Annotated in this window: 21 protein-coding genes; 19 read left to right on the forward strand and 2 right to left on the reverse strand. The window is 62.9% G+C overall.

Annotated features, from left to right (window positions below):
- Window positions 1-54: 54 nt before the first annotated feature.
- Both B7H23_RS03900 and B7H23_RS03905 read right to left on the reverse strand, forming a co-directional pair.
- The gene (locus B7H23_RS03900) at window positions 55-1,665 is read right to left on the reverse strand and encodes an MFS transporter (protein WP_094076043.1); all 1,611 of its coding nucleotides are present in this window, start codon (window positions 1,663-1,665) and stop codon (window positions 55-57) included.
- 63 nt (window positions 1,666-1,728) lie between these two features.
- On the reverse strand, window positions 1,729-3,144 hold the full coding sequence (locus B7H23_RS03905; RefSeq protein ID WP_094076044.1) for an MFS transporter: 1,416 nt from the start codon (window positions 3,142-3,144) through the stop codon (window positions 1,729-1,731).
- 258 nt (window positions 3,145-3,402) lie between these two features.
- Here B7H23_RS03905 and B7H23_RS03910 point away from each other — a divergent pair, with 258 nt between their 5' ends.
- From B7H23_RS03910 to B7H23_RS04000, 19 genes are all read left to right on the forward strand, one after another.
- Entirely contained in the window at window positions 3,403-4,098 is a 696-nt protein-coding gene (locus B7H23_RS03910) for a helix-turn-helix domain-containing protein (RefSeq protein ID WP_094076045.1), read from the forward strand.
- A 316-nt stretch (window positions 4,099-4,414) separates the two neighbouring features.
- Window positions 4,415-4,930, forward strand: a complete 516-nt coding sequence (locus B7H23_RS16320; RefSeq protein WP_158215757.1) for a hypothetical protein — start codon at window positions 4,415-4,417, stop codon at window positions 4,928-4,930.
- A gap of 115 nt (window positions 4,931-5,045) precedes the next feature.
- Window positions 5,046-5,513 carry a phosphonate C-P lyase system protein PhnG gene (phnG, locus tag B7H23_RS03920; protein WP_162787048.1) on the forward strand — a complete coding sequence of 156 codons (468 nt, stop codon included), beginning with the start codon at window positions 5,046-5,048 and terminating at the stop codon, window positions 5,511-5,513.
- Complete coding sequence (gene phnH / locus B7H23_RS03925) at window positions 5,510-6,133, forward strand: phosphonate C-P lyase system protein PhnH (protein WP_094076047.1); 624 nt, start codon at window positions 5,510-5,512, stop codon at window positions 6,131-6,133. The genes phnG and phnH overlap by 4 nt, the downstream gene beginning before the upstream one ends.
- A 2-nt stretch (window positions 6,134-6,135) precedes the next feature.
- A complete protein-coding gene (locus tag B7H23_RS03930) occupies window positions 6,136-7,269 on the forward strand; it encodes a carbon-phosphorus lyase complex subunit (RefSeq protein ID WP_094076048.1) in 1,134 nt (377 codons plus the stop codon).
- Window positions 7,270-7,286: 17 nt separating this feature from the next.
- Window positions 7,287-8,183 carry an alpha-D-ribose 1-methylphosphonate 5-phosphate C-P-lyase PhnJ gene (locus B7H23_RS03935; protein ID WP_094076867.1) on the forward strand — a complete coding sequence of 299 codons (897 nt, stop codon included), beginning with the start codon at window positions 7,287-7,289 and terminating at the stop codon, window positions 8,181-8,183.
- A complete protein-coding gene (locus B7H23_RS03940; RefSeq protein ID WP_094076049.1) occupies window positions 8,180-8,668 on the forward strand; it encodes a GNAT family N-acetyltransferase in 489 nt (162 codons plus the stop codon). The genes B7H23_RS03935 and B7H23_RS03940 overlap by 4 nt, the downstream gene beginning before the upstream one ends.
- A 32-nt stretch (window positions 8,669-8,700) precedes the next feature.
- The gene (gene phnK, locus B7H23_RS03945) at window positions 8,701-9,483 is read left to right on the forward strand and encodes a phosphonate C-P lyase system protein PhnK (RefSeq protein WP_094076868.1); all 783 of its coding nucleotides are present in this window, start codon (window positions 8,701-8,703) and stop codon (window positions 9,481-9,483) included.
- A gap of 12 nt (window positions 9,484-9,495) precedes the next feature.
- On the forward strand, window positions 9,496-10,209 hold the full coding sequence (phnL, locus tag B7H23_RS03950; protein ID WP_094076869.1) for a phosphonate C-P lyase system protein PhnL: 714 nt from the start codon (window positions 9,496-9,498) through the stop codon (window positions 10,207-10,209).
- A 4-nt stretch (window positions 10,210-10,213) separates the two neighbouring features.
- Entirely contained in the window at window positions 10,214-10,828 is a 615-nt protein-coding gene (locus B7H23_RS03955) for a DapH/DapD/GlmU-related protein (protein ID WP_094076050.1), read from the forward strand.
- A gap of 78 nt (window positions 10,829-10,906) precedes the next feature.
- A complete protein-coding gene (gene phnC / locus B7H23_RS03960; protein ID WP_094076051.1) occupies window positions 10,907-11,776 on the forward strand; it encodes a phosphonate ABC transporter ATP-binding protein in 870 nt (289 codons plus the stop codon).
- Between the two features lie 99 nt (window positions 11,777-11,875).
- Window positions 11,876-12,802 carry a phosphonate ABC transporter substrate-binding protein gene (gene phnD, locus B7H23_RS03965; RefSeq protein ID WP_094076052.1) on the forward strand — a complete coding sequence of 309 codons (927 nt, stop codon included), beginning with the start codon at window positions 11,876-11,878 and terminating at the stop codon, window positions 12,800-12,802.
- A 97-nt stretch (window positions 12,803-12,899) separates the two neighbouring features.
- Window positions 12,900-13,874: a phosphonate ABC transporter, permease protein PhnE gene (phnE, locus tag B7H23_RS03970; RefSeq protein WP_094076870.1), complete on the forward strand. Its 975-nt coding sequence runs from the start codon at window positions 12,900-12,902 to the stop codon at window positions 13,872-13,874.
- Window positions 13,875-13,886: 12 nt separating this feature from the next.
- Window positions 13,887-15,407 carry a phosphonate ABC transporter, permease protein PhnE gene (phnE, locus tag B7H23_RS03975; protein ID WP_094076053.1) on the forward strand — a complete coding sequence of 507 codons (1,521 nt, stop codon included), beginning with the start codon at window positions 13,887-13,889 and terminating at the stop codon, window positions 15,405-15,407.
- Between the two features lie 9 nt (window positions 15,408-15,416).
- Window positions 15,417-16,136 (forward strand): DUF1045 domain-containing protein, encoded by a 720-nt coding sequence (locus tag B7H23_RS03980; RefSeq protein WP_094076054.1) that lies wholly within the window; start codon window positions 15,417-15,419, stop codon window positions 16,134-16,136.
- Window positions 16,133-17,272: an alpha-D-ribose 1-methylphosphonate 5-triphosphate diphosphatase gene (locus B7H23_RS03985; RefSeq protein WP_094076055.1), complete on the forward strand. Its 1,140-nt coding sequence runs from the start codon at window positions 16,133-16,135 to the stop codon at window positions 17,270-17,272. Before B7H23_RS03980 ends, B7H23_RS03985 begins: the two co-directional genes overlap by 4 nt.
- On the forward strand, window positions 17,272-17,859 hold the full coding sequence (phnN, locus tag B7H23_RS03990) for a phosphonate metabolism protein/1,5-bisphosphokinase (PRPP-forming) PhnN (RefSeq protein ID WP_094076056.1): 588 nt from the start codon (window positions 17,272-17,274) through the stop codon (window positions 17,857-17,859). The genes B7H23_RS03985 and phnN overlap by 1 nt, the downstream gene beginning before the upstream one ends.
- Before the next feature lie 200 nt (window positions 17,860-18,059).
- Window positions 18,060-20,354: an HAD-IIB family hydrolase gene (locus tag B7H23_RS03995; protein ID WP_094076057.1), complete on the forward strand. Its 2,295-nt coding sequence runs from the start codon at window positions 18,060-18,062 to the stop codon at window positions 20,352-20,354.
- Entirely contained in the window at window positions 20,323-21,096 is a 774-nt protein-coding gene (locus B7H23_RS04000) for a galactosyltransferase-related protein (protein WP_206608842.1), read from the forward strand. The genes B7H23_RS03995 and B7H23_RS04000 overlap by 32 nt, the downstream gene beginning before the upstream one ends.
- The last annotated feature ends 2 nt before the right edge of the window (window positions 21,097-21,098 follow it).

Consider the following 21,098-nt stretch of genomic DNA (forward strand, 5'->3'; position numbering starts at 1 on the left):
CGAGTTTTCTTGTTGAGGGCACGCGCCGAGCGGTCGGCGCGTGCCAGCCGTCGCTTACGGGTTTTTGATGTATGCGCCGGGTCGCAGGTAGAACCACCAGTTGATGGCGATGCAGAGCACGTAGAAGGCGGCGAAACCGTAGAGCGCGTATTCCGGTGTTCCGGCGCTCATCTGCTCGCCGAAGACCTTCGGGATGATGAAGGCGCCATAGGCGGCGACAGCGGCAGTCCATCCGAGCACCGGACCGGCCTGCTCGCGATCGAAGGCAACGGCGATGGTCCGGAAGGTCGAGCCATTGCCGATACCCGTCGCGGCGAACAGGATCAGGAACAGAGCCAGGAAGGGCAGGAAGTACTGCTCGGGCGTTGCCGATGCGTAGGCCGCCTGGATGAAGTAGGCCACGCCGAGCGCCGAGGCGACCATGACGATGGAGATCCACTGCGTCACGCGCGCGCCGCCGAGCTTGTCGGCCATCATGCCGCCGATCGGCCGGATCAGCGCGCCGATGAACGGGCCCATCCAGGCGTACATCAGGGCCGACGGTCCGTTCGGGTTGACGGTATCATGCGTCAGCGCGCCATCGACCATCAGATGCTGGAAGCCGAACACCACCTTGATGGTCAGTGCGAGCGCCGCCGAGTAGCCGATGAAGGAGCCGAACGTCATGGTGTAGATGACGGTCATCGCCCAGGTGTGCTTGTTGCCGAAGATCCTGTACTGGCGGGTCAGGTTCTGGCCGACCTGGCCGGGGATCAGCTTGAGCAGCAGAACCGTAGCGGCGATGACCAGCGGCAGGACGATCCACTTCGATACGTTCCAGCCGGAGCCGCCCGTGCCTTCCGGCAGCATCAGCCAAAGACCGGCGGAAGCCGTCACGAAACCGATCGCGAGCATGAAGGCGATGATGCCGAAAGCGCCGATCGGGCTGCCGATATTGGGCGAGACATGCTCATCGCGAATATTGTTCATGCCGAACCAGCCGGCGACGGCCAGCGGGATCAGGAAGACCAGCCAGATATAGCCGGCATTCTGAATCCAGGTGGTGGTGCCGGCCGGGATCTTGCCGATCAGCGTGCCGCTGGTGTTCTGCAGGATCAGGCCCTCGCCGCCGAAAATGCCGAGCGTCATGACCAGCGGGATGACGATCTGCATGGTCGTCACGCCGAAATTGCCGAGGCCGGCATTCATGCCCAGCGAATAGCCCTGCATCTTCTTGGGAAAGAAGAACGAAATGTTCGACATGGAGGAGGAGAAGTTGCCGCCGCCAATGCCGGACAGGAGCGCCAGAAGCTGGAACTGCCAGAGCGGCGTATCGGGGTCGGAGAGCGCCAGCCCCGTAAAGAAGGCCGGGATCATCAGCAGCGCGGTGGTGAAGAAGATCGTGTTGCGCCCGCCGGCAATGCGAATGAAGAAGGTGGACGGAATGCGCAGTGTCGCGCCGGTCAGACCGGCAATGGCCGTCAGGGTGAAGAGCTGAGCCTTTTCGAACGGAAAGCCCAGATTGATCATCTGAACGGTGATGATGCCCCAGTAGAGCCAGACCGCAAAACCGCAGAGCAGGCTCGGAATGGAAATCCAGAGGTTGCGCCGGGCAATGGCTTTGCCCTCGCTTTGCCAGAAGGCTTCGTCCTCCGGATTCCAGTTTCTTAGATCTTGTCCCACCATTTGTCTCCTGATTGGTATTACCGGGCAGTACGCCGCGCCCCGGTGCGGGGCGCGGCCGCCTCGTCATTGCGCGGGGATGGAAGCGTTCCGGTTGCGCTTTTCGATAAGGGCAAGCGCTTCTTCCAGTTCACCCATGGACTTGTCGGCGCGGGCGCGAAGCGTCTCGATATTGGCCTCGACGAAGTTCGCCTTCTCTTCTTCCTCCTGTTCGGGGCTGAACCGGACGAGGAAGGCGAGGAAGGAAGCGACCGTCACGATGATGCCGAGGATGAAGAAGGCTTCGGACCAGTCGATCACGTTCTTGAAGAGGAAGCCCGCCAGGACCGCGCCGGCATTGCCGCCCGCGCCGACCACGCCGGCCACCGCGCCGAGCGCCTTCTTGTTGATGAAGGGAACGACGGAGTAGGTCGCGCCCTCCGCCATCTGCGTGAAGAGCGAGAAGACAATCAGCGCCGGCAGAGCCAGGAAGAGGACGTGCATCTGGCTGAAGACCATCAGCGCACAGCCTTCGAAGAAGATGCACATGAACAGCCAGAACGCCCGGCCCCTAAGTCCCCAGAGCGAGCCGAAATTGTCGCCGAAAATTCCGCCCAGCGTGCGGGCGAACAGGTTCATCAGACCGAAGGACGCGGCGACGAAGCCTGCCGTTACAAGTGTCAGGTCGAAATAGTCCATGAAATAGAGCGCAGCGACGTTGTTCACCGTGAGCTCAATGCCGAAGCAGGCGCCATAGATGACGAACAGCACCCAGACCCGGCCATCCTTCAGGGCGTGCATGTAGTTGCCGGTGACCTTCTTCTTGGCCTCCAGCTTTCCCTGCGCACGCAGATCGTCGAAATTGCCGTCGGGCGCGTCCTGCGTCAGGAAGTAATATCCGATGCCGATCAGGAAGATGATGGTGCCGACGACGATCATCGACAGGCGCCAACCGACCGCTTCGGAAAAGCCGAAGCCAACGACCATGACCGAAAAGAGCAGCGGCATGACGAACTGTGTGACGCCGCCGCCGAGATTGCCCCAGCCGGCGCTTGTCGCATTGGCCTGGCCGACCACATTGGGCGCGAACATGACTGAGGTGTGGTACTGCGTGATCACGAAGGACGCGCCGATGCAGCCGATCAGCACACGGAAAAGCAGGAACGTCTCGAAGGTCTGCGCAAGTCCGATGCCCATGACCGGCAGCGAGCCGAGGATGAGCAGCCAGGTATAGGATTTGCGCGGGCCGATCCGGTCGCAGAGCCAGCCGATGAACAGCCGTGCGAAGATCGTCATCGACACCGAACCGATGATCGCCCAGCCGATCTGATCGGGTGTCAGTTTCAGTTCGTCGCGCACGACGCTCATTAGCGGTGCGATGCCGAACCAGGCGAAAAAGCAGGAGAAGAACGCAAACCACGTCATGTGGAAGGTTCTGATCTGCACCATCTTCACATTGAGGAAGTTGGACCACAGTGCCGTGGCTTTGTTTTGCAATTCCATAACGGTCCCTCCGCCATTGGCAGCGAAAAGAGGCTGCCTTATTGGAATGGGGAGGGAATGCGCACTCTCCGGTTGCGGTCAGTTGATCTGGGTCAAGAAACCGCGAAAAGGGTAGTGAAATAATTGGGTTAGCAAGAAATTTCGTGCCTCTCCTTGACACCTTTCAACCGTTTGAACGTTGCATGTCAATTGGCGCCTTGATATATATCAAGCTAAGATCCGACAATTATCAACCTAAGCGCGAAAGCTGTTTCGACGATGATCGACACCTATCGTAAAGACATTCGCGGCCTCGACCTCTTCGCGGACATGGAGCCGGAGAGCTTCGACGCGCTCATGCGCGGCGCCTATGTGCAGAGCTTTCCGCCTCAGATCCAGTTGATCAGCGAGGGCGAAGCGCCCGACTTCCTGCATGTGGTCCTGTCCGGCTCGGTCGATTTGTTCTCGACATGGAACGGTCGTGAAACCAGCATGGCGACACTCTATCCCATCTCGACCTTCATCCTTGCGGCATCGGTCAAGAACGCGCCTTATCTGATGTCGGCGCGTACGCTGGAGCGCAGCCGTATCGCTCTGCTGCCGTCAGAGGATGTGCGGGCGATCTTCGACACCGACAATTCGTTCGCGCGCACCATCGTGACGGAGCTTGCCCAATGCTACCGCTCCGTCGTCAAGAACACCAAGGACCTGAAGCTGCGGACGTCGCTGGAGCGGCTGGCCAATTATCTGCTGCGCCAGCGCAGGCGGACCGGCAGCGACGAATTCGATCTGCGGATGGAAAAGCGCCGGCTGGCCTCGTTTCTCGGCATGACGCCGGAAAACCTCAGCCGCGCCTTCAAAGGTCTCGAACCCTATGGCGTCAAGGTGAAGGGTAGCCATATCGCGATCACCAATCCGGACGATCTGCTGCAATTCGCAAAGCCCGATCCACTGATCGACGATTATTCGATCTGACGAGACCCGCCGGAGCAGCCTGACCTGGTCCCGCTCCCACCAGCCGATCCCATTCGGAGGCAGCCATTGCCGGCGCGGATACAATGCCTGCGGTTGCGACGGAACAGGCGCATGTTTCTCATCGTACCGGCTCTTCTTCCGAAACCCTTGTGTGCTGATGCTCGGTGAGCCCAACACCATTCCGATGGCGATTGCCCGATGTCGGGCATCTCTGCCATGGCCCTGTCGCCGATGGGCGTTCTGGCGGACGCAGGAAGCGCCGGGAGAATGGTCGCGGCACCTTTGTAGTCGCTGACCTAAACCTTCGGTGAGCAGCATGATGACCGGTCGTCCGATCTGGTCGCAGAGCGCATGGAGCTTCGAGTTCAGACCGCCTCTGGTTCGCCCGATACGTCTGGGAACCCCCTCCCCGTTTTTTAAGGCTGGCGGCAGTGCGGTGCGCCTTGAGATGCGTCGCGTCGACCACCAGCTCGTCCGGCTCGACCGACCCATCGCCAAAGCACGCAGACGCCTGCCTGCAGTTTCGCTGCAGCCGAACGTGACGGACCCGCTCGAGATCGAGCGGCTGGTTCTGGAGCTGAAGATCCATGCCGGCATCCACACCTTTCCCAATCATGCACCCGGGTCGCGATACCTGCCGCTCTTTAGGGAGAAGCAGATTCTCTGCCGCGACCGGCGAAATGAAATCGGTTCTGCCTGGGGAGATGTCCTACAAGACACTGTTCGAATGCGTTCTGCCGGCCGGTTCGCGATCCTCACGCGCCCAGGCGTTGATCGAGGAGATCATCACCAGGCCGCCAATCACGCCGTGGGTCGGTCCGAGACGCCGTAAAGGTCGACCGCAGCGCGGTCAGCCATCGCACATCTGCAAAAAACGTCGCCTTACATCTCTTTGTCACCCGACTGTCACGGAGCCGCACTAGTCCGGCATCGATTTCGGAAAGGGGATGGCCATGCTTGACGGTGCGGGAACAGACGCAAGACGAAGAGACCGGTTTGCGGTTCTGGCGCGCTGCGATTTCACCGAACTGGAGCAGAGATTCCGCACGCTGGATCTCGATCCGGACGTCACCTTCCTGCGGCCGGTCGAAACCGGCCTCGTCATGCTGCGTGGCCGCGCGGGCGGTACGGGAGCAGCCTTCAATATTGGTGAAGCGACAGTCACCCGCGCATCCGTCAGGCTTGGCGACGGGCGTATCGGCCATTCGGTGGCTCTCGGTCGCGACCGGAAACGGGCAACGCTCGCTGCGGTTGTCGACGCGCTCGCCAGCGATGCCGATGAGGAAATCCGCGTCGAGGAAGCGATCATTGCGCCATTGCGCCGTGCGCTGAGCGAAGCAGACCGCCACGAGGTCGAACGGGTCGCGGCCACCAAGGTCGACTTCTTCACCATGGTGCGCGGGGAAGACGAATGAGCCTTTCACCCCATCACGATACGAACGCGTCTACGCTTTCCGGCGGGTTTTTCGATCCGGTTCGTCAGGCCCAGCAGGCCTTTCATGCGCTGATGAACGCTCTGGCGCGGCCCGGAACGGTTCAGCCTATCGAGGCGGTCGAAGCGCCGGCGGCACTGCCCCGCCTCTTCGGGACCATCGCCTGTACCCTGCTCGACCCCGACACCCGGCTGTTCCTCGATCCAATGCTGGCTGGCGATCCGCATGTCGCCGAATGGATGACCTTCCAGACCGGCACGGCTATCGTCGGCCATGAATCGGAGGCCATGTTCGGCATGATTTCCGATAGCCGCGAGGTCGAGCTGGCCGCGTTCTGCGCCGGCGATCAGGCCTATCCGGACCGCTCGACCACGTTGTGCCTGTCCGTGTCGTCGTTTTCCGGCGGTAAAGCGCTGCGCTGCACCGGCCCGGGCATCGAGACCAGCCACACTATCGCGCCCGCCGGTCTGCCGGCAGATTTCGCCGAGCAATGGGCCGCCAATCACGTGCTCTTTCCGCGCGGCGTCGATCTGTTCCTCAGCTGCGAGGGCGAAGGCGTGATCGGCCTGCCGCGCTCCATCCAGATCGCTTCGGAGACCTGATCATGTATGTCGCCGTCAAGGGTGGCGAAACCGCCATCGACAACGCCCACCGTCTCCTCGCCGAGAAGCGCCGTGGCGACCGCCGCCTGCCCGCACTGACGCTGGGTCAGATCGCTGAACAGCTTGCCCTTTCCGTCGCGCGCGTCATGGCCGAAGGCGCGCTTTACGACACCCAGCTCGCAGCGCTCGCCGTAAAGCAGGCGCGAGGCGATCTGATCGAGGCGATCTTCCTCCTGCGCGCCTATCGCACGACCTTGCCACGGCTTTACGACAGCGTGCCGGTCGATACCGGCGCGATGCTGATCGAGCGGCGCATCTCGGCCTGCTTCAAGGATCTGCCGGGCGGGCAGCTTCTCGGCCCGACCTTCGACTACACCCATCGGCTGCTCGATCCCAACCTCGTCGGCGAGGAAGAGCAGACGACCGATCTGCAGACCGGTCCGGTGGGCGACGCCGTCGTCCGCGTCTCCGACCTTCTGGCCAATGACGATCTGATCGAGGGCGAAGAGCCTGTCACGAACGGGCATGGCGTGGAGCCGGAGCCGGGCGACATGACGCGCGAGCCGCTCTCCTATCCGCTAACGCGCGAGCAGCGATTGCAGGCCCTGGCGCGCGGCGATGAGGGCTTTCTGCTCGCGCTCGGCTATTCGACCCAGCGCGGCTATGGCCGCAACCATCCCTTCGCCGGCGAAATCCGTATCGGAGCGGTGGAGGTGGAGATCGATCTGCCGGAGCTGGGCCACGCGGTGCCGATCGGCCGCGTGCAACTGACGGAATGCCAGATGGTCAACCAGTTTCGCGGCTCGTCCGAGATGCCGCCGCAATTCACCCGCGGCTACGGCCTCGTCTTCGGCCAGAGCGAACGCAAGGCGATGAGCATGGCGCTGGTGGACCGGGCGCTGCGGGCGCGCGAATTCGAGGAAGACATCATCGCACCGGCGCAGGACGAGGAATTCGTCGTCAGCCATTGCGACAATGTACAGGCGACCGGTTTCGTCGAGCATCTCAAACTGCCGCACTATGTCGATTTCCAGTCCGAACTGCAGCTCATCCGCACGCTCCGCAAGGAATGGGCGGACGGTGCCGGGACGGACGACGACGAGGATACGGGCTTCTCGCAGGAGGCAGCGGAATGAGCACGATCCTCGATCTGATGGCGGAGCAGCCCTCCAGCGACCTGGCGCATTACAATTTCGCCTATCTGGACGAACAGACCAAGCGGATGATCCGCCGCGCGATCCTCAAGGCCATCGCCGTGCCGGGCTATCAGGTGCCGTTCGGCAGCCGCGAGATGCCGATGCCCTATGGCTGGGGCACCGGCGGCGTGCAGGTGACGGCTTCGATCCTCGGGGCCGAAGACGTGCTGAAGGTGATCGACCAGGGCGCGGACGATACGACCAATGCCGTCTCCATCCGCAAATTCTTCGAGCATGTCGCCGGCGTGAAGACCACGACCAGCACCGAAGAGGCGACGGTGATCCAGACGCGGCACCGCATTCCGGAGCGGCCTCTGGAGCCCGGACAGACGATCGTCTTCCAAGTGCCGATCCCCGAGCCTCTGCGCTTTCTGGAGCCGCGCGAGACCGAAACGCGGGCCATGCACGCGCTCGAGGAATACGGGCTGATGCATGTGAAGCTCTACGAGGACATCGCCCGTCACGGCCACATCGCGACGACCTATGCCTATCCGGTCAAGGTCGCCGGCCGCTATGTGATGGACCCCTCGCCGACCCCGAAATTCGACAATCCGAAGATGCACCGGAACGCCGCCCTGCAGCTTTATGGCGCCGGCCGCGAAGCGCGCATCTATGCGATCCCGCCCTATACCGAGGTCGTCAGCCTCGACTTCGAGGATCACCCTTTCGAGGTGAACCGGTTCGATCGGCCCTGCGCGCTCTGCGGCGCGGAGAACGTCTATCTCGACGAGGTCGTCACCGACGATGCCGGCGGGCGCATGTTCGTCTGTTCGGACACCGACAATTGCGAGAGCCGCCGCGCCGACGGCCATGTGGGCGAAATGGGCGTACCGGCGGCGGAGGCAGCGGAATGAGCCTTGCGCAAACGCTTCCGCTGGAAGACGCCCTGCAGTGCCGGCAGGCGGGCGCGGACGATGCGGCCGCGCTTCTGCGGCTGATCGGCCAGCCCGACTACAATGGCGAGGCGATGGACGAGGCGGGCGCCCGCCGGGTGCTGGACGCCATGGCCGCCTACCCGTTCTACCGCGCCTATCTGTTCGAGGATGCGCTGGGCGTGGCAGGCATGGTGTGCCTCATCGTGATGGACAATCTGGGCCACAGGGGCGCGCCCGTGGCGCTGGTGGAGAATGTCATCGTCGCCGAGGACCGCCAGGGACAGGGCCTCGGCCGCGCCATGATCGCCGAAATGGCGACACTGGCCGAACGTCAGGGCGCCTACAAGCTGATCCTCGCCACCTCCATGAAGCGCGAGGGCGCGCATGGCTTTTACGAGCGGCTCGGTTTCGAGCGCTACGGCTATTCCTACGGCCTGCCGCTGCAATTGGAGGACGAGGCATGAACCAGCAGCTCTCGACGGATGAAAGGGCCCGCATGGCGGCTCATGACGGCCCGCTGCTCAGCGTGCGCGACCTGACCAAGCGCTACGGGCAGCGCATCGGCTGCGACGACATCTCCTTCGATGTGTGGCCGGGCGAAGTGCTGGCCATCGTCGGCGAAAGCGGTTCGGGCAAGACGACGCTGCTGAACTGCATCTCGACCCGCCTGCCGGCCACGTCGGGCACGGTGACCTACCAGATGCGCGACGGTCAGCCCCGCAATCTCTTCGAAATGGAAGAGGCGGAACGGCGGCACCTGCTGCGCACCGACTGGGGCTTCGTGCATCAGAACCCGGCCGACGGGCTACGCATGACGGTCTCCGCCGGCGCCAATGTCGGCGAGCGGCTGATGGCCGTCGGCAACCGGCATTACGGTCAGATCCGCGAAACCGCCACGGACTGGCTGTCGCGGGTGGAGATCATGGCCGAGCGGATCGACGATCAGCCGCGCGCCTTTTCCGGCGGCATGCGCCAGCGGCTTCAAATCGCACGCAATCTCGTCACCGCGCCGCGTCTGGTCTTTATGGACGAGCCGACCGGCGGGCTGGACGTCTCGGTGCAGGCGCGGCTGCTCGACCTGTTGCGCGGCCTCGTCGCCGATCTCGGCCTCGCCGTCATCATCGTGACGCACGATCTCGCCGTGGCGCGGCTTCTGTCCGACCGCATCATGGTGATGAAAGACGGCCATGTGATCGAAACGGGGCTGACGGATCGCGTCCTCGACGATCCGCAGGCGCCCTACACCCAGCTTCTCGTCTCTTCCATCCTGCAGGTCTGACCCGTGATCACCATACCCACCGAGCAGCAGCCGCTCATCGTCCGCGATCTGGCCAAAAGCTTCACCATGCATCTGCAGGGCGGTCGTTCTCTGCCGGTGCTCGCCAATGCCGGCTTCGCTCTGAAGGCAGGCGAATGCGCCGTGCTCGCCGGGCCCTCCGGCGTCGGCAAAAGCTCCATCCTCAAGATGATCTACGGCAATTACGCCGTGAACAGCGGCTCCATCGCTGTCTGGCACGAAGGCGCCGTGATCGATCTGGCCACGGCCGAGCCGCGCGCCGTCATGGCCGTGCGCAAGCGGACCATCGGCTATGTCAGCCAGTTCCTGTCCGTGGTGCCCCGCGTCTCGACGCGCGACATCGTCGCCGAACCGATGATCGCCCGCGGCATCGACAGGCAGGAAGCCCGCGAGCGCGCCGAAACGCTGCTGGCGCGTCTCAACCTGCCGTCGCGCCTGTTCGACCTGCCGCCCGCCACCTTCTCGGGCGGCGAACAGCAGCGCGTGAACATCGCCCGCGGGTTCTCGACCAACCATCCGATCCTGCTGCTCGACGAGCCGACCGCCTCGCTCGACAGCGCCAATCGCGATGTGGTCCTCGAGATTATTTCGGAGAAGAAGGCCGAAGGCGTGGCCCTCCTCGGCATCTTCCACGATCTCGATACGCGCGAACGGGTCGCCGATCATTTGATCGACGTTTCGGCCTTCGCGCCGGCGCAAGCCGCCTGATCCAGTGGCTAAACTCTCCGAAGCGCCGCTGATCCATGAGACGGCGACGGTGGAGCAGTCCACGCTGGGCCGCTACACCGAAGTCGCCGAGCGCTGCCGCATCTCGGAGACCGAGATGGGCGACTACTCCTACATCATGCAGGATGGCGGCGTCTGGTGCGCCCGGATCGGCAAGTTCGCCAACATCGCCGCCGCGGTGCGCATCAATGCGACCAATCATCCAACATGGCGGCCGACGCTGCATCATTTCACCTACCGCGCCGGCGACTACTGGGACAGCGAGACGAACGAAGACGCGTTCTTCGAATGGCGGCGCGAGCACGCGGTGACGATTGGACACGATGTGTGGATCGGCCATGGCGCGACCGTTCTGCCGGGCGTGACGGTCGGCGACGGGGCCGCCATCGGCGCGGGCGCTGTCGTCAGCCGCGATGTGGCGCCCTACGCGATTGTCGGCGGGGTGCCGGCCAGGCCGATCCGCCAGCGGTTTTCGGCCGAAATCGCCGAGCGGTTTCAGGCTCTGGCCTGGTGGGACTGGGATCATGACCGGCTGCGCGAGACCCTCGGCGATTTCCGTCGACTGGGGGCTGAAGAATTCCTGGAAAAACACGAGGGCTGAGCCGATGAGCAGCGCGTTTGTCATGAGACTGTTAACTAGCCTGCCTAGGGTCCGGCTCAACGAAAACGGAGGCCCGACGTGCTGACGATTGAAGGCGTGACGAAACGGTTCGGCGAGGCGGTTGCCGTCGACAAGGTCGAGCTGAACATTCCCGAAGGCCAGATGGTGGGAATCATCGGCCGCTCGGGCGCCGGAAAATCGACGCTGCTGCGGATGATCAACCGGCTGATCGACCCTTCGGAAGGCAATATCCTCTTCGACGGCACCGACATAACAGCCCTGAAAGGCAGCGCCCTGCGACGCTGGAATCGCGACTGCGCGATGATCTTTCAGCAGTTCAATCTGGTGCCCCGCCTCGACGTGCTGACCAATGTCCTTCTGGGTCGCCTGAACCACAAATCGACTTTCGCCAGCCTTGCCGGTCTCTATTCGCGCGAGGAACGGCTGATGGCGATAGCCATGCTGGAGCGGCTGGGCGTCGTCCAGAGCGCGCTTCAGCCCGCCGGCACCTTGTCCGGCGGCCAGCAGCAGCGCGTCGCCATCGCCCGCGCCATGATGCAGGAGCCGCGCGTGGTGCTTGCCGACGAGCCCATCGCCTCGCTCGATCCGATGAACGCCAAGGTGGTGATGGACAGCCTCGCCGACATCAACAAGCGCGACGGCATCACGGTCGTGACCAATCTGCACACGCTGGATACGGCGCGCACCTATTGCGAACGCATCATCGGCATGTTCGAGGGCCGGGTCGTCTTCGACGGCACGCCCGCCGAACTGACCGCTGCCGAGGCGCGGCGTCTGTATGGCGTGCAGAACGAAGGCTTCTCCGAAGCGATGACGTCCACATCGCTGTCGGCGGATGAGGACGAACGGCCCGCCCCTATGCGGCCCCTTCCAGGAAACCGCGCCGATACGCAGCTTGCCGAGGAGCGAGCCAGAGCGCTCGCCTGACGCCTTATTTCCTTTAGCGTTTCCGTTTCGCTGCATGCCGGACCGGGCGGCGTGGACGGTGCATCCAAAAAAAACCGGTTCGTCCTACGGAGTGTCACAATGATCCGGAATCTTCTGCTCGCCTCGGTCGCCGCCTTTTCGGTGGGCCTGGCTGCTTCTGCCCAGGCAGAGGAAAACGCCAATGCGGATACCAAGGTGTTTCGCATCGGCATTATCGGCGGCGAAAACGAAGCCGACCGCATTCGCAATTTTCAGTGCATGATCGACCAGCTTCCCGAAGCCATCGGCGTCGAAGAAGTCAAACTCTTCCCGGCGGCCGACTATGACGGCACCATCCAGGGTCTTCTCGGCGGCACGCTCGACTATGCCGAACTCGGCGCATCGGGCTATGCGAAGATCCATCTGACTGATCCGGATGCAGCCGAGCCGATCCTCACGACCGTCCAGACCGACGGTTCGACCGGCTATCACTCGGTCATGGTCGCCCGCAAGGATAGCGGTATCGAGTCGCTGGAAGACATGAAGGGCAAGAAGCTCGGCTTCGCCGACCCGGACTCCACCTCCGGCTTCCTTGTGCCGTCCGTCACCCTGCCGGAAGCCGTCGGCGCGCCGATCAACGAATATTTTGCCGAGACCGGCTTCGGCGGCGGCCATGAGAACCTGGTTCTGGAAGTCGTCAAGGGCACGTTCGACGCCGGCACGACCTGGGCGTCGGGCGTCGGCGATTTCGAAGACGGCTACACCTCCGGCAACCTCCACAAGATGGTCGAGAAGGGCATTCTCGACATGGACGATCTGGTCGAGCTCTGGAAGAGCCCGCTCATTCCGAACGGCCCGATCGTCGTCCGCTCATCCATGTCCGACGACATGAAGACCAAGTTCAAGGACTTCATGATGGCCCTGCCGGAGAACGATCCGGAGTGCTTCTCCGCCATCCAGGGCGGCGATTACAAGAGCTATACGGAAGTCAATTCGGACTTCTACAAGCCGATCATCGACGCGCGCCGCTCCACCATCGGCGGCTGATCGACGCATAACCCGAAACGCCATCGCCAGCCATTGCGGCTGGCGATGGTCTTTGCGTGGTATGCCGCCTGCCGGCGACCACCGATACAGGCGTTCCATGACCGCTTCATCCACCATTCGCCCGGCAGACGCGACCGGACACAGGCGGGCCGACGGCCCACTCGTGGACCGTTGGGAAAGCGAGATCCGCAAGCGCCGCCTCTATACCGCGCTGACCGTCGGGCTGATCGCGCTGCTGACATTGGCATCGCTGATCTTCGCCAACGAGACCAATGCCGGCAAATTCTTCGACCGGCTGCCATATTTCTTCGATTTCTTCGGCGATCTGGTGCCACGCGATGCGCTCGAACCGGTTCGCGCCCTGTTCGACCTGCCCTCGCCCTACGACAATGGCAGCTTCAAATACGACTACCCGATGGGACGGCACGACTTTATCGGTACGCTCTACATCCCGGAATATTTCATGGCGATGCTGGAGACACTGAACATCGCCATCCTGTCCACGCTGATCGGCTTTACCTTCGGCTTTCTTCTCTGCTTTCTCGCCTCGCGCAATCTGGTTCGCAATTTCTGGCTCCGCGGCACGGTGCGCCGCCTGATGGAACTGCTGCGCGCCTTCCCCGAAATCGTCATTGCCGGCTTCTTCGTCGCGATCATGAGCCTCGGGCCGATTCCGGCAATCGCCGCCGTCGCCATCCATACGATCGGCGCGCTCGGCAAGCTGTTCTTCGAAACCGTCGAGAATGCGGACATGAAGGCCGATGAGGGGTTGCGAGCCGCCGGCGCAAGCTGGGTCGAGCGCGTCCGCTTCGGCATCGTGCCGCAGGTCATACCCAATTTCATGAGCTACACCTTGCTGCGGCTGGAGATCAATGTACGCGCCTCGACCATCATCGGCGCGGTCGGCGGCGGCGGCATCGGCGAATTGCTGCGCCTTTCGATCTCGCGCGGCCACGAGGCCAAGACGCTCGCCATCGTCTTCCTGCTGTTCTGCACGATCGTCGCCGTCGACCAGTTTTCCGCCTGGCTTCGTCGCCGCCTGATCGGCGATCAGGCCTTTGCGGTTGCGTAAGGAGACGGTGCAATGACCGCCATCGACTATCAATCCCTTGCCGAACGCCATGGCGATCTGCTGCGCGCCCGTCCGCTCAAACGGGTAGCGCCATTCATCGTTCTGGCGGCTGTCATTCTCTATTCGGTCTATTGCTGGTGGTTCTTCGCCATCGGCGAGACGCTGCGGCGTGTCGACCTGTCCATTGCCGGCAACTATCTTGCCGATTGGGTGTCCTATGAAGCGCGGCCGGATATCGACATCGACCCCGATGGCGCAATGCAGATCACCTTTCCGCGCTTTTCGCCGCTCGGAAGGAACCCCGCGCCGGATTGGATCACCGTCAAGCGTGGCACGATGGAGCGGTCGACGGGCGGAGCATCGGCAGCTGATGGTTCGGCAGCGACTGAAACATCGGCGGAAACGGAGCTTCCGCTGACGGGCTTCATGGGCACGGGCGCGCAGCTGGGCACGACGACGACCGGCCCCGACGAGACCGCCATCCCGCCCGTGGAAGGCACGGAAACCATCGAGACCGTGATGTCAGCGCGTGTCGAATTTGGCGGCGCCGGCACGGTCGATGTGACGCCCGACCGCGTGACCGTCACACGCGAAGGCGAGACGCTGACGCTCGCTATCGAACCGGACGTCGCAGTGCGGCCGCAGAGCGCATTGCCGGAATGGGCTTCTCAGAAATATGAGGACGGCAAGGTGATCGTCCGGTTCGGCTTCGACGGTCGGGCGGAGATTCGGGACGATGCGGTGAAGATCCGCCGCCGGTTCCTCGGTTGGGAAAACTTCCTGTTCGACATCAATTCGCCCTTCTTCGGCATGAGCGCCGGCGAGGTCGTCACGGCCATTGCGGGCGGCGAGCGCCTCGATCCGTCCCGCTCGAACCTTTCGCTGGCGTGGAACAATATTCTCTACAATGCCAGCTGGCAGCACTACGACGTCTGGATCAAGCTACTGCAGACCATCGTCATGGCCTTTGTCGGCACGCTCTTCGCCGCGATCATCGCCTTTCCGCTCGCCTTCATCGCCGCGCGGAACATCACCCGCAACACGCTCGCCAATCAGGCCACCAAGCGGTTCTTCGACTTCCTGCGCTCGGTCGACATGTTCATCTGGGCGCTGTTCTTCACCCGCGCCTTCGGGCCCGGCCCGCTCGCCGGCATCTCGGCGATCTTCTTCACCGATACGGGCACGCTCGGCAAACTCTATTCGGAGAGCCTGGAGAATATCGACAACCGCCAGCGCGAGGGCGTCCGCTCCGTCGGCGCTTCGCCCAGCCTCGTTCAACGGTTCGGTGTGCTGCCACAGATTCTACCGGTCTTTGCCAGCCATGCGCTCTATTTCTGGGAAAGCAACACCCGCTCGGCGACCATTATCGGCGCGGTCGGCGCCGGCGGTATCGGCCTGAAACTCTGGGAGGCGATGCGCACCAATCAGGATTGGGAGAATGTCGCCTATATGGTGCTTCTGATTCTCATCACGGTCTATCTGTTCGATCGCATCTCCACGACGCTGCGCATGCGTCTGATGCGGCAAAGCTAAAACGGTATCATGCGATACGCGATTTATTTCACGCCCCCGCGGAACCATCCGCTGACACTCGCCGCATCGGACTGGCTCGGCCGCGATGCCTTCTCGCACGACGCCGATACCGAATGGATGCCGCACGAGCGCGGCGTTCTGTCTGTCGATGAATGGCGGTCGCTGACTCAGGAACCTCGCCGCTACGGTTTTCACGGCACCATCGTCGCGCCGTTCCGCCTCTCCGAACAGCAGAGGGAAGACGCGCTGTTCGATGCATTCGACGCTTTCTGCGCAAGCCATTCGGGTTTTGCGGTCACGCTGGAAGTAGCGGCCCTCGGTAATTTTCTGGCCTTGTTGCCCGTCAATTCGCTGTCGGCGCTCAGCCGGCTCGCGCGCCAGGCCGTGGAAACCTTCGACGATTTCCGTGCGCCGCTGACCGAGGTCGAACGTGCGCGACGCAAGCCCGAAGCCCTGACGGACAACCAGCGCGCCATGCTGGACCGCCACGGCTATCCCTATACGATGGACGAATTTCGCTTTCACATGACGCTGACCGACCGGATCGACGACACCGGGCTGCGCAACGAGGTGCGTGCCCTGTTGGAAGAGCGGTTGGGTAATTCCATCGCCGAGCCGGTTCTCTTCGAAGACCTGGCGATCTTCATGCAGCCGGCGCCGGACCAGCCCTTCCAGGTCGTCAGACAAATGAAGCTTGGCAGCGAAGCCAAAAGGAGACAGGCACCGTGACCGGTGAACAGATCTACACCAATGCGGCCATCATTCGCCGCGACGCCGTCGTTCATGGCACGCTCGTCGTGCGTGACGGCGCAATCGCCGAGATCGCCGAAGGACGCAGCGAAAAGGGCATCGATTGCGAGGGCGATTATCTCCTGCCCGGCCTGATCGAACTGCACACCGACCATCTGGAGGGGCACTACTCGCCCCGTCCCGGTGTGCGGTGGGACAGGACCGCCGCGATCCAGGCCCACGATGCGCAGGTCGCCGCATCCGGCATCACCACCGTCTTCGACTGCCTGCGCCTCGGCTCCGACGAGGAAGGCGGCTTCGAGGTCGGCGAGATGCGCGCCATGGCGGACGCGCTGAAGGGCGCACAGACGGACGGACGGCTGCGTGCCGATCACCACATCCATCTGCGCTGCGAAGTGTCCGCCCCGGACGTGCTCGATCATTTCGAGCCGTTTCAGCATGAGGCGATGGTGCGCCTGGCCTCGCTGATGGATCACGCGCCCGGCCAGCGGCAGTTCCAGACCATGGAGCAGTACATTCTCTATTATAAGACCAAGAAGGGTATGAGCGACGACGCGTTCGACCGCTTCGTGGAAAAGCGGCGGCACAATTCCGCGACCCATGCCGACCGACACCGGCGCATCCTCGCCGAGCGCTGCGCCGAGCGGAATATCACCCTGGCGAGCCATGACGATGCGACCGCCGAACATGTGGCGGAAGCGTGCGATCTCGGCACGCGGCTGGCTGAATTTCCGACCTCTCTTGAGGCGGCTCGCTCCTCTCACGAGACCGGGATGAGCGTTTTGATGGGTGCGCCCAATGTGGTGCGCGGCAAAAGCCATTCCGGCAATATCGCCGCAACCGATCTTGCCGATGCGGGCGTCCTCGACGTTCTGTCTTCCGATTACGTGCCGATCAGCCTGATTACCGCACCCTTCGTCCTGCACGATCGCGGCATGGCGCTGTCGGACGCCATCGCCTTGGTGACGGCGACGCCGGCCAGAGCCGTCAGCCTTGACGATCGAGGCGAAATGCAGCCTGGCAAGCGCGCCGATTTCATCCGGGTGCGCCGCACGGGTGAAGGCGACATGCCCTTGGTGCGCAGCGTCTGGCGTCAGGGCGCTCGGGTGGCTTGATGCCGCCGCCGCCCTGCACAACCGAACGGGCTGGCGGATGCCTCATTCCGATTGTCGGGCCGAGCGGCGTCGGCAAGGATACGTTGATCGAAAAAGCGCGCCGAGCGTTCGGCGATCGGCACGATATCATGTTCGTGCGACGCACGATCACGCGGCCCGCCGATGCCGGCGGTGAAGACCACGAAGCCGTCGACCAGGCAACATTCCAACGTCGGCTCGCCGATGGGGCGTTTGCGGTTCACTGGCGGGCGCACGGGCTCTCATACGGCATTCCGAATTCCGTTCGCGACCATGTCGAAGCCGGCGGTCTTGCTGTCGTCAATGGATCGCGGCATGCCATGCCCGCTATTGCCAGGGCGTTTCCAGTTCTGCATGTGGTCGAGATCACCGCCGATCCGGCAATTCTCGCCCGCCGGCTAGCGGTACGGGGACGAGAGACAGCCGAGATGATCGCGGCGCGTCTGCGCCGTCCCCGGGCGGGCGCACCGGGCCTGCCATTGCCGACCGAGATCGACAATTCCGGTTCCCCAGAAGAAGCCGCCGCGCGCCTTGTCGCCCTTATCGGCAAGCTGGCGACCGGCGACTGAACGGTTTGTCCGGCTCGCCGCCTGCCATCAGAAGTCAAAGACAAGGGTCTTGTGGTGCACTCGGGCAGGACCGACTGTTCGTCCCGCTCCTGACCGTTCGAACCGGCACGGTTCCGATTAATTGATATCAAGCCGCAATTGTCTCGTTCCTGCCTCCCCTATTCTTACCAGTGGAACGGAACAAAAGGGGACAAGAGTTGATGGCGTCTGTTTCGCAGTCCTTGCGATCGCCCATGGACATTGTGCATATCGCATTACAGGGCTGCCTTCGCCTCGGTACCGTCGATTACGGTGTGACGTCCGATACGGGTGGCCATATTCGTTATCTTCAGGAACTGGTTGGCGCGCTCGATGGCGACGATCGCGTCCGGCGGCAGACCATCGTGACGCGCGGCTTCGACCGTCCCGACCTCGGATCGGACTACGCCCGGCCAGCCGAACAGCAGGGCGCCGTCGATCTTGTCCGCCTCTTCGATGGCGACAACCGTTATTTGCCGAAGGAAGAACTGTGGCGGCGGCATGAAGGCCTGGTGGCCGCCTTTCTCGATTATCTGCGAGGGCTGGAAAGACAGCCCGATCTTATTCACGCCCATTACGCCGACGCCGGCATCCTCGCCATCGCGGCCAAGAAAACCTTCGGTATTCCCTACATCTTCACCGCCCATTCGCTTGCCGAGGTGAAACGCGGGACGCTGAAAGGCGAGCCCTCTTCGCCAGCTTGCCGGACGGTGATCGAAACGATCGACCGCCGCTCCCGGATCGAAAACGAGGTTCTGGAGAAAGCGGACCTGGTTATTACATCGTCCCGCGACGAAGCGGAAAACCAGCTCGGTCTCTATTCCGGCGTTCGGCCCGAGCGAATCCGCGTGCATCCTCCCGGTTGCGATCTTGCGGCATTTGAGGCGCATACGGAGCAACCCGTTCGGCATTTCTGCGGCATCGAACGCTTCTTGCGCGAGCCGGATAAGCCCTGCCTTCTTGCCATCGCCCGGCCCGTGCGCAAGAAAAACCTCTCCGCGCTGATCGACGCCTACGGCAATAGCCCCGAACTTCAGAACGCCTGCAATCTGGTGATCGTCGCGGGCACACGGACCGACCTTTCCGAGCTGGAAGACGAGAACCGCGAGGTCATCGAGGATTTGATCCTTCGGATCGACCGCTACGACCTTTGGGGCAAGGTCGCCCTGCCGAAACGGCACCTCGTGGGCGATGTGCCGAACATCTACGCCTGGGCGCGGGAGCGGCGGGGCATCTTCGTCAATCCGGCCCTGAACGAGCCTTTCGGCTTGACGCTTCTGGAAGCGGCGGCATCGGGCCTGCCGGTGGTGGCGACCAATCAGGGCGGGCCGAACGACATTCTGGAGCGGTGCGGCAATGGGGTCCTCATCGACCCGAACAAGCCGGACGATCTGGCGCGCGACGCGCTCGATCTTCTGCAGAACGCGGAGAAATGGGATAGGCTGGCGCAAACCGGGCAGCGCAAGGTTCGTTATTACGACTGGGACCGCCACGCGCGCGACTATCTGGACGATGCACGGCTTATCGTTTCCGCCCACCATCTTCGGGCCAGCGACCCGCCGCTTCAGGGTGAGATCTTTCTTCTATCGGATATCGACAACACGCTGGCAGGCAGCACCGCGGCGCTCGGACGGTTTCAGAGCTTTCTGGAAAGACAGCCCGATATTCTTTTTGGAATCGCAACGGGGCGGTCGCTGCACGCCGCGCTCGCCATTCTGAAGGAAATCGCCGCGCCCATCCCGCGAATTCTCGTGACCTCGGTCGGCTCGGAGATCTACTACACCACGAGCGCCTCCTGGCTGCTTCGCCACGACGACGCCTTCGCGCGCCATATCGACCGGGACTGGGATCGGTCCGCCATCGCGGCCTTCATGACGCGGCAACCGGACGTGATGCCACAGGGGCCGATGGAGCAGCGACGTTTCAAGCTTAGCTATTTCGCCGATTTTTCCGCTGACGATGTGGACGCGCTGCGAGCACGGCTGAAAGCGCAAGGGCTCAACGCGAGCGTCGTTTATTCGCATGGGCGTTATCTGGACATCCTGCCGGTGCGGGCAGGCAAGGGAAAAGCACTGCGCTGGCTCGCCCGACAGTTCGGCATCGGCCACGCCGCCACCTTCGCCGCCGGCGACAGCGGCAACGATGTCGATATGCTGCTGGCCGCGGGAACCGGACTGGTCGTCGGCAATCACGACCAGGAAATCGCCCATTTGACGAGCCAACCCCATATTCGCTTCTGCAAGGCGCATTATGCGGGCGCAATCGTGGAGGGCATGGAGATCAGCCTCGCTTCGCTGCCGAACATGGCCACTCAACCCAGACTGACAACGAATTCGGAGGCTACGGCCGGTGTTATCTCTTCTTACGCTCGTACGCGGGCGCCGGGCGCAGCTGGCCAATCTGCTGAAGGGCGTAGCAGCTCAGAAGGTGGCGCCGGACGAGGTAGTGATCGCCAGGATGGACGCCGACCCGATTGATCTCGGCGGCTATGAAGGGCCCCCGGTCCGGATCGTCGATGTAGAGGGCGCGGAGGATTCTCTACCGCTTGCCAAAGCGCGGAACGACGCCGCTGCTTCTGCAACCGGCGATCTGCTTGTCTTTCTCGATATTGACTGCATCCCCTCACCCAGCCTGGTCGCGAGCTACCGCCAAGCGCTTGGCCGGGAGGATGGCTGCTTCATGGGTGAAGTGCGCTATCTGGCAATCGTTCCTCCAGCTGGAGAGCCGCTCGACATGGCGAAGCTCGATCGCCTGTCGTCCCGCCACGTTGCCAAGTCCGCACCGCCTACGGCCAATTACGTGATCGAGCCCGATCATGGCGAATTATGGGGACTCTCTTTCGCGCTTACCCATGCCGCTTTCGACCGAGCTGGCGGATTCGACGAGCGCTTCGACGGTTATGGCGGCGAGGAGACTGATTTTGCGATGAGCCTAAAACGGGCGGATATCCCTCTTTACCGCCTGGCCAATGCCTGCGCCTATCATCAGTACCATCCAATCCATATTCCACCGCTTCAGCATTTCGATAGCATCCTATCCAATGCGGAGCGGTTCCGGGAGAAGCACGGGCGGTGGTGTATGGATTACTGGCTCGGCCAGTTCGCAGAAAAGGGATTGATCGAATGGTCGACCGCCACCGACCGGATCGTCCGGCTGCGCCAGCCGACGGCGGATGAGGTTGCCAGGAGCTGCGCGCCCGATGGCACACTTTACAGCTAGGA

Source organism: Notoacmeibacter marinus, from assembly GCF_002238045.1.
Lineage (GTDB): Bacteria > Pseudomonadota > Alphaproteobacteria > Rhizobiales > Rhizobiaceae > Notoacmeibacter > Notoacmeibacter marinus.

Excerpts from the sequence above, each read along its gene's own strand:
- phnN (WP_094076056.1), top strand. The coding sequence starts at position 17,272 with ATGCCGCCGCCGCCCTGCACAACCGAACGGGCTGGCGGATGCCTCATT.
- B7H23_RS03930 (WP_094076048.1), top strand. The coding sequence starts at position 6,136 with ATGTATGTCGCCGTCAAGGGTGGCGAAACCGCCATCGACAACGCCCAC.
- phnK (WP_094076868.1), top strand. The coding sequence starts at position 8,701 with ATGGCGGCTCATGACGGCCCGCTGCTCAGCGTGCGCGACCTGACCAAG.
- B7H23_RS03910 (WP_094076045.1), top strand. The coding sequence starts at position 3,403 with ATGATCGACACCTATCGTAAAGACATTCGCGGCCTCGACCTCTTCGCG.
- B7H23_RS03995 (WP_094076057.1), top strand. The coding sequence starts at position 18,060 with ATGGCGTCTGTTTCGCAGTCCTTGCGATCGCCCATGGACATTGTGCAT.
- phnG (WP_162787048.1), top strand. The coding sequence starts at position 5,046 with ATGGCCATGCTTGACGGTGCGGGAACAGACGCAAGACGAAGAGACCGG.
- B7H23_RS03935 (WP_094076867.1), top strand. The coding sequence starts at position 7,287 with ATGGCGGAGCAGCCCTCCAGCGACCTGGCGCATTACAATTTCGCCTAT.
- phnE (WP_094076053.1), top strand. The coding sequence starts at position 13,887 with ATGACCGCCATCGACTATCAATCCCTTGCCGAACGCCATGGCGATCTG.
- B7H23_RS03905 (WP_094076044.1), bottom strand. The coding sequence starts at position 3,144 with ATGGAATTGCAAAACAAAGCCACGGCACTGTGGTCCAACTTCCTCAAT.
- phnD (WP_094076052.1), top strand. The coding sequence starts at position 11,876 with ATGATCCGGAATCTTCTGCTCGCCTCGGTCGCCGCCTTTTCGGTGGGC.
- B7H23_RS03900 (WP_094076043.1), bottom strand. The coding sequence starts at position 1,665 with ATGGTGGGACAAGATCTAAGAAACTGGAATCCGGAGGACGAAGCCTTC.
- phnH (WP_094076047.1), top strand. The coding sequence starts at position 5,510 with ATGAGCCTTTCACCCCATCACGATACGAACGCGTCTACGCTTTCCGGC.
- phnE (WP_094076870.1), top strand. The coding sequence starts at position 12,900 with ATGACCGCTTCATCCACCATTCGCCCGGCAGACGCGACCGGACACAGG.
- B7H23_RS16320 (WP_158215757.1), top strand. The coding sequence starts at position 4,415 with ATGATGACCGGTCGTCCGATCTGGTCGCAGAGCGCATGGAGCTTCGAG.
- B7H23_RS03980 (WP_094076054.1), top strand. The coding sequence starts at position 15,417 with ATGCGATACGCGATTTATTTCACGCCCCCGCGGAACCATCCGCTGACA.
- B7H23_RS03940 (WP_094076049.1), top strand. The coding sequence starts at position 8,180 with ATGAGCCTTGCGCAAACGCTTCCGCTGGAAGACGCCCTGCAGTGCCGG.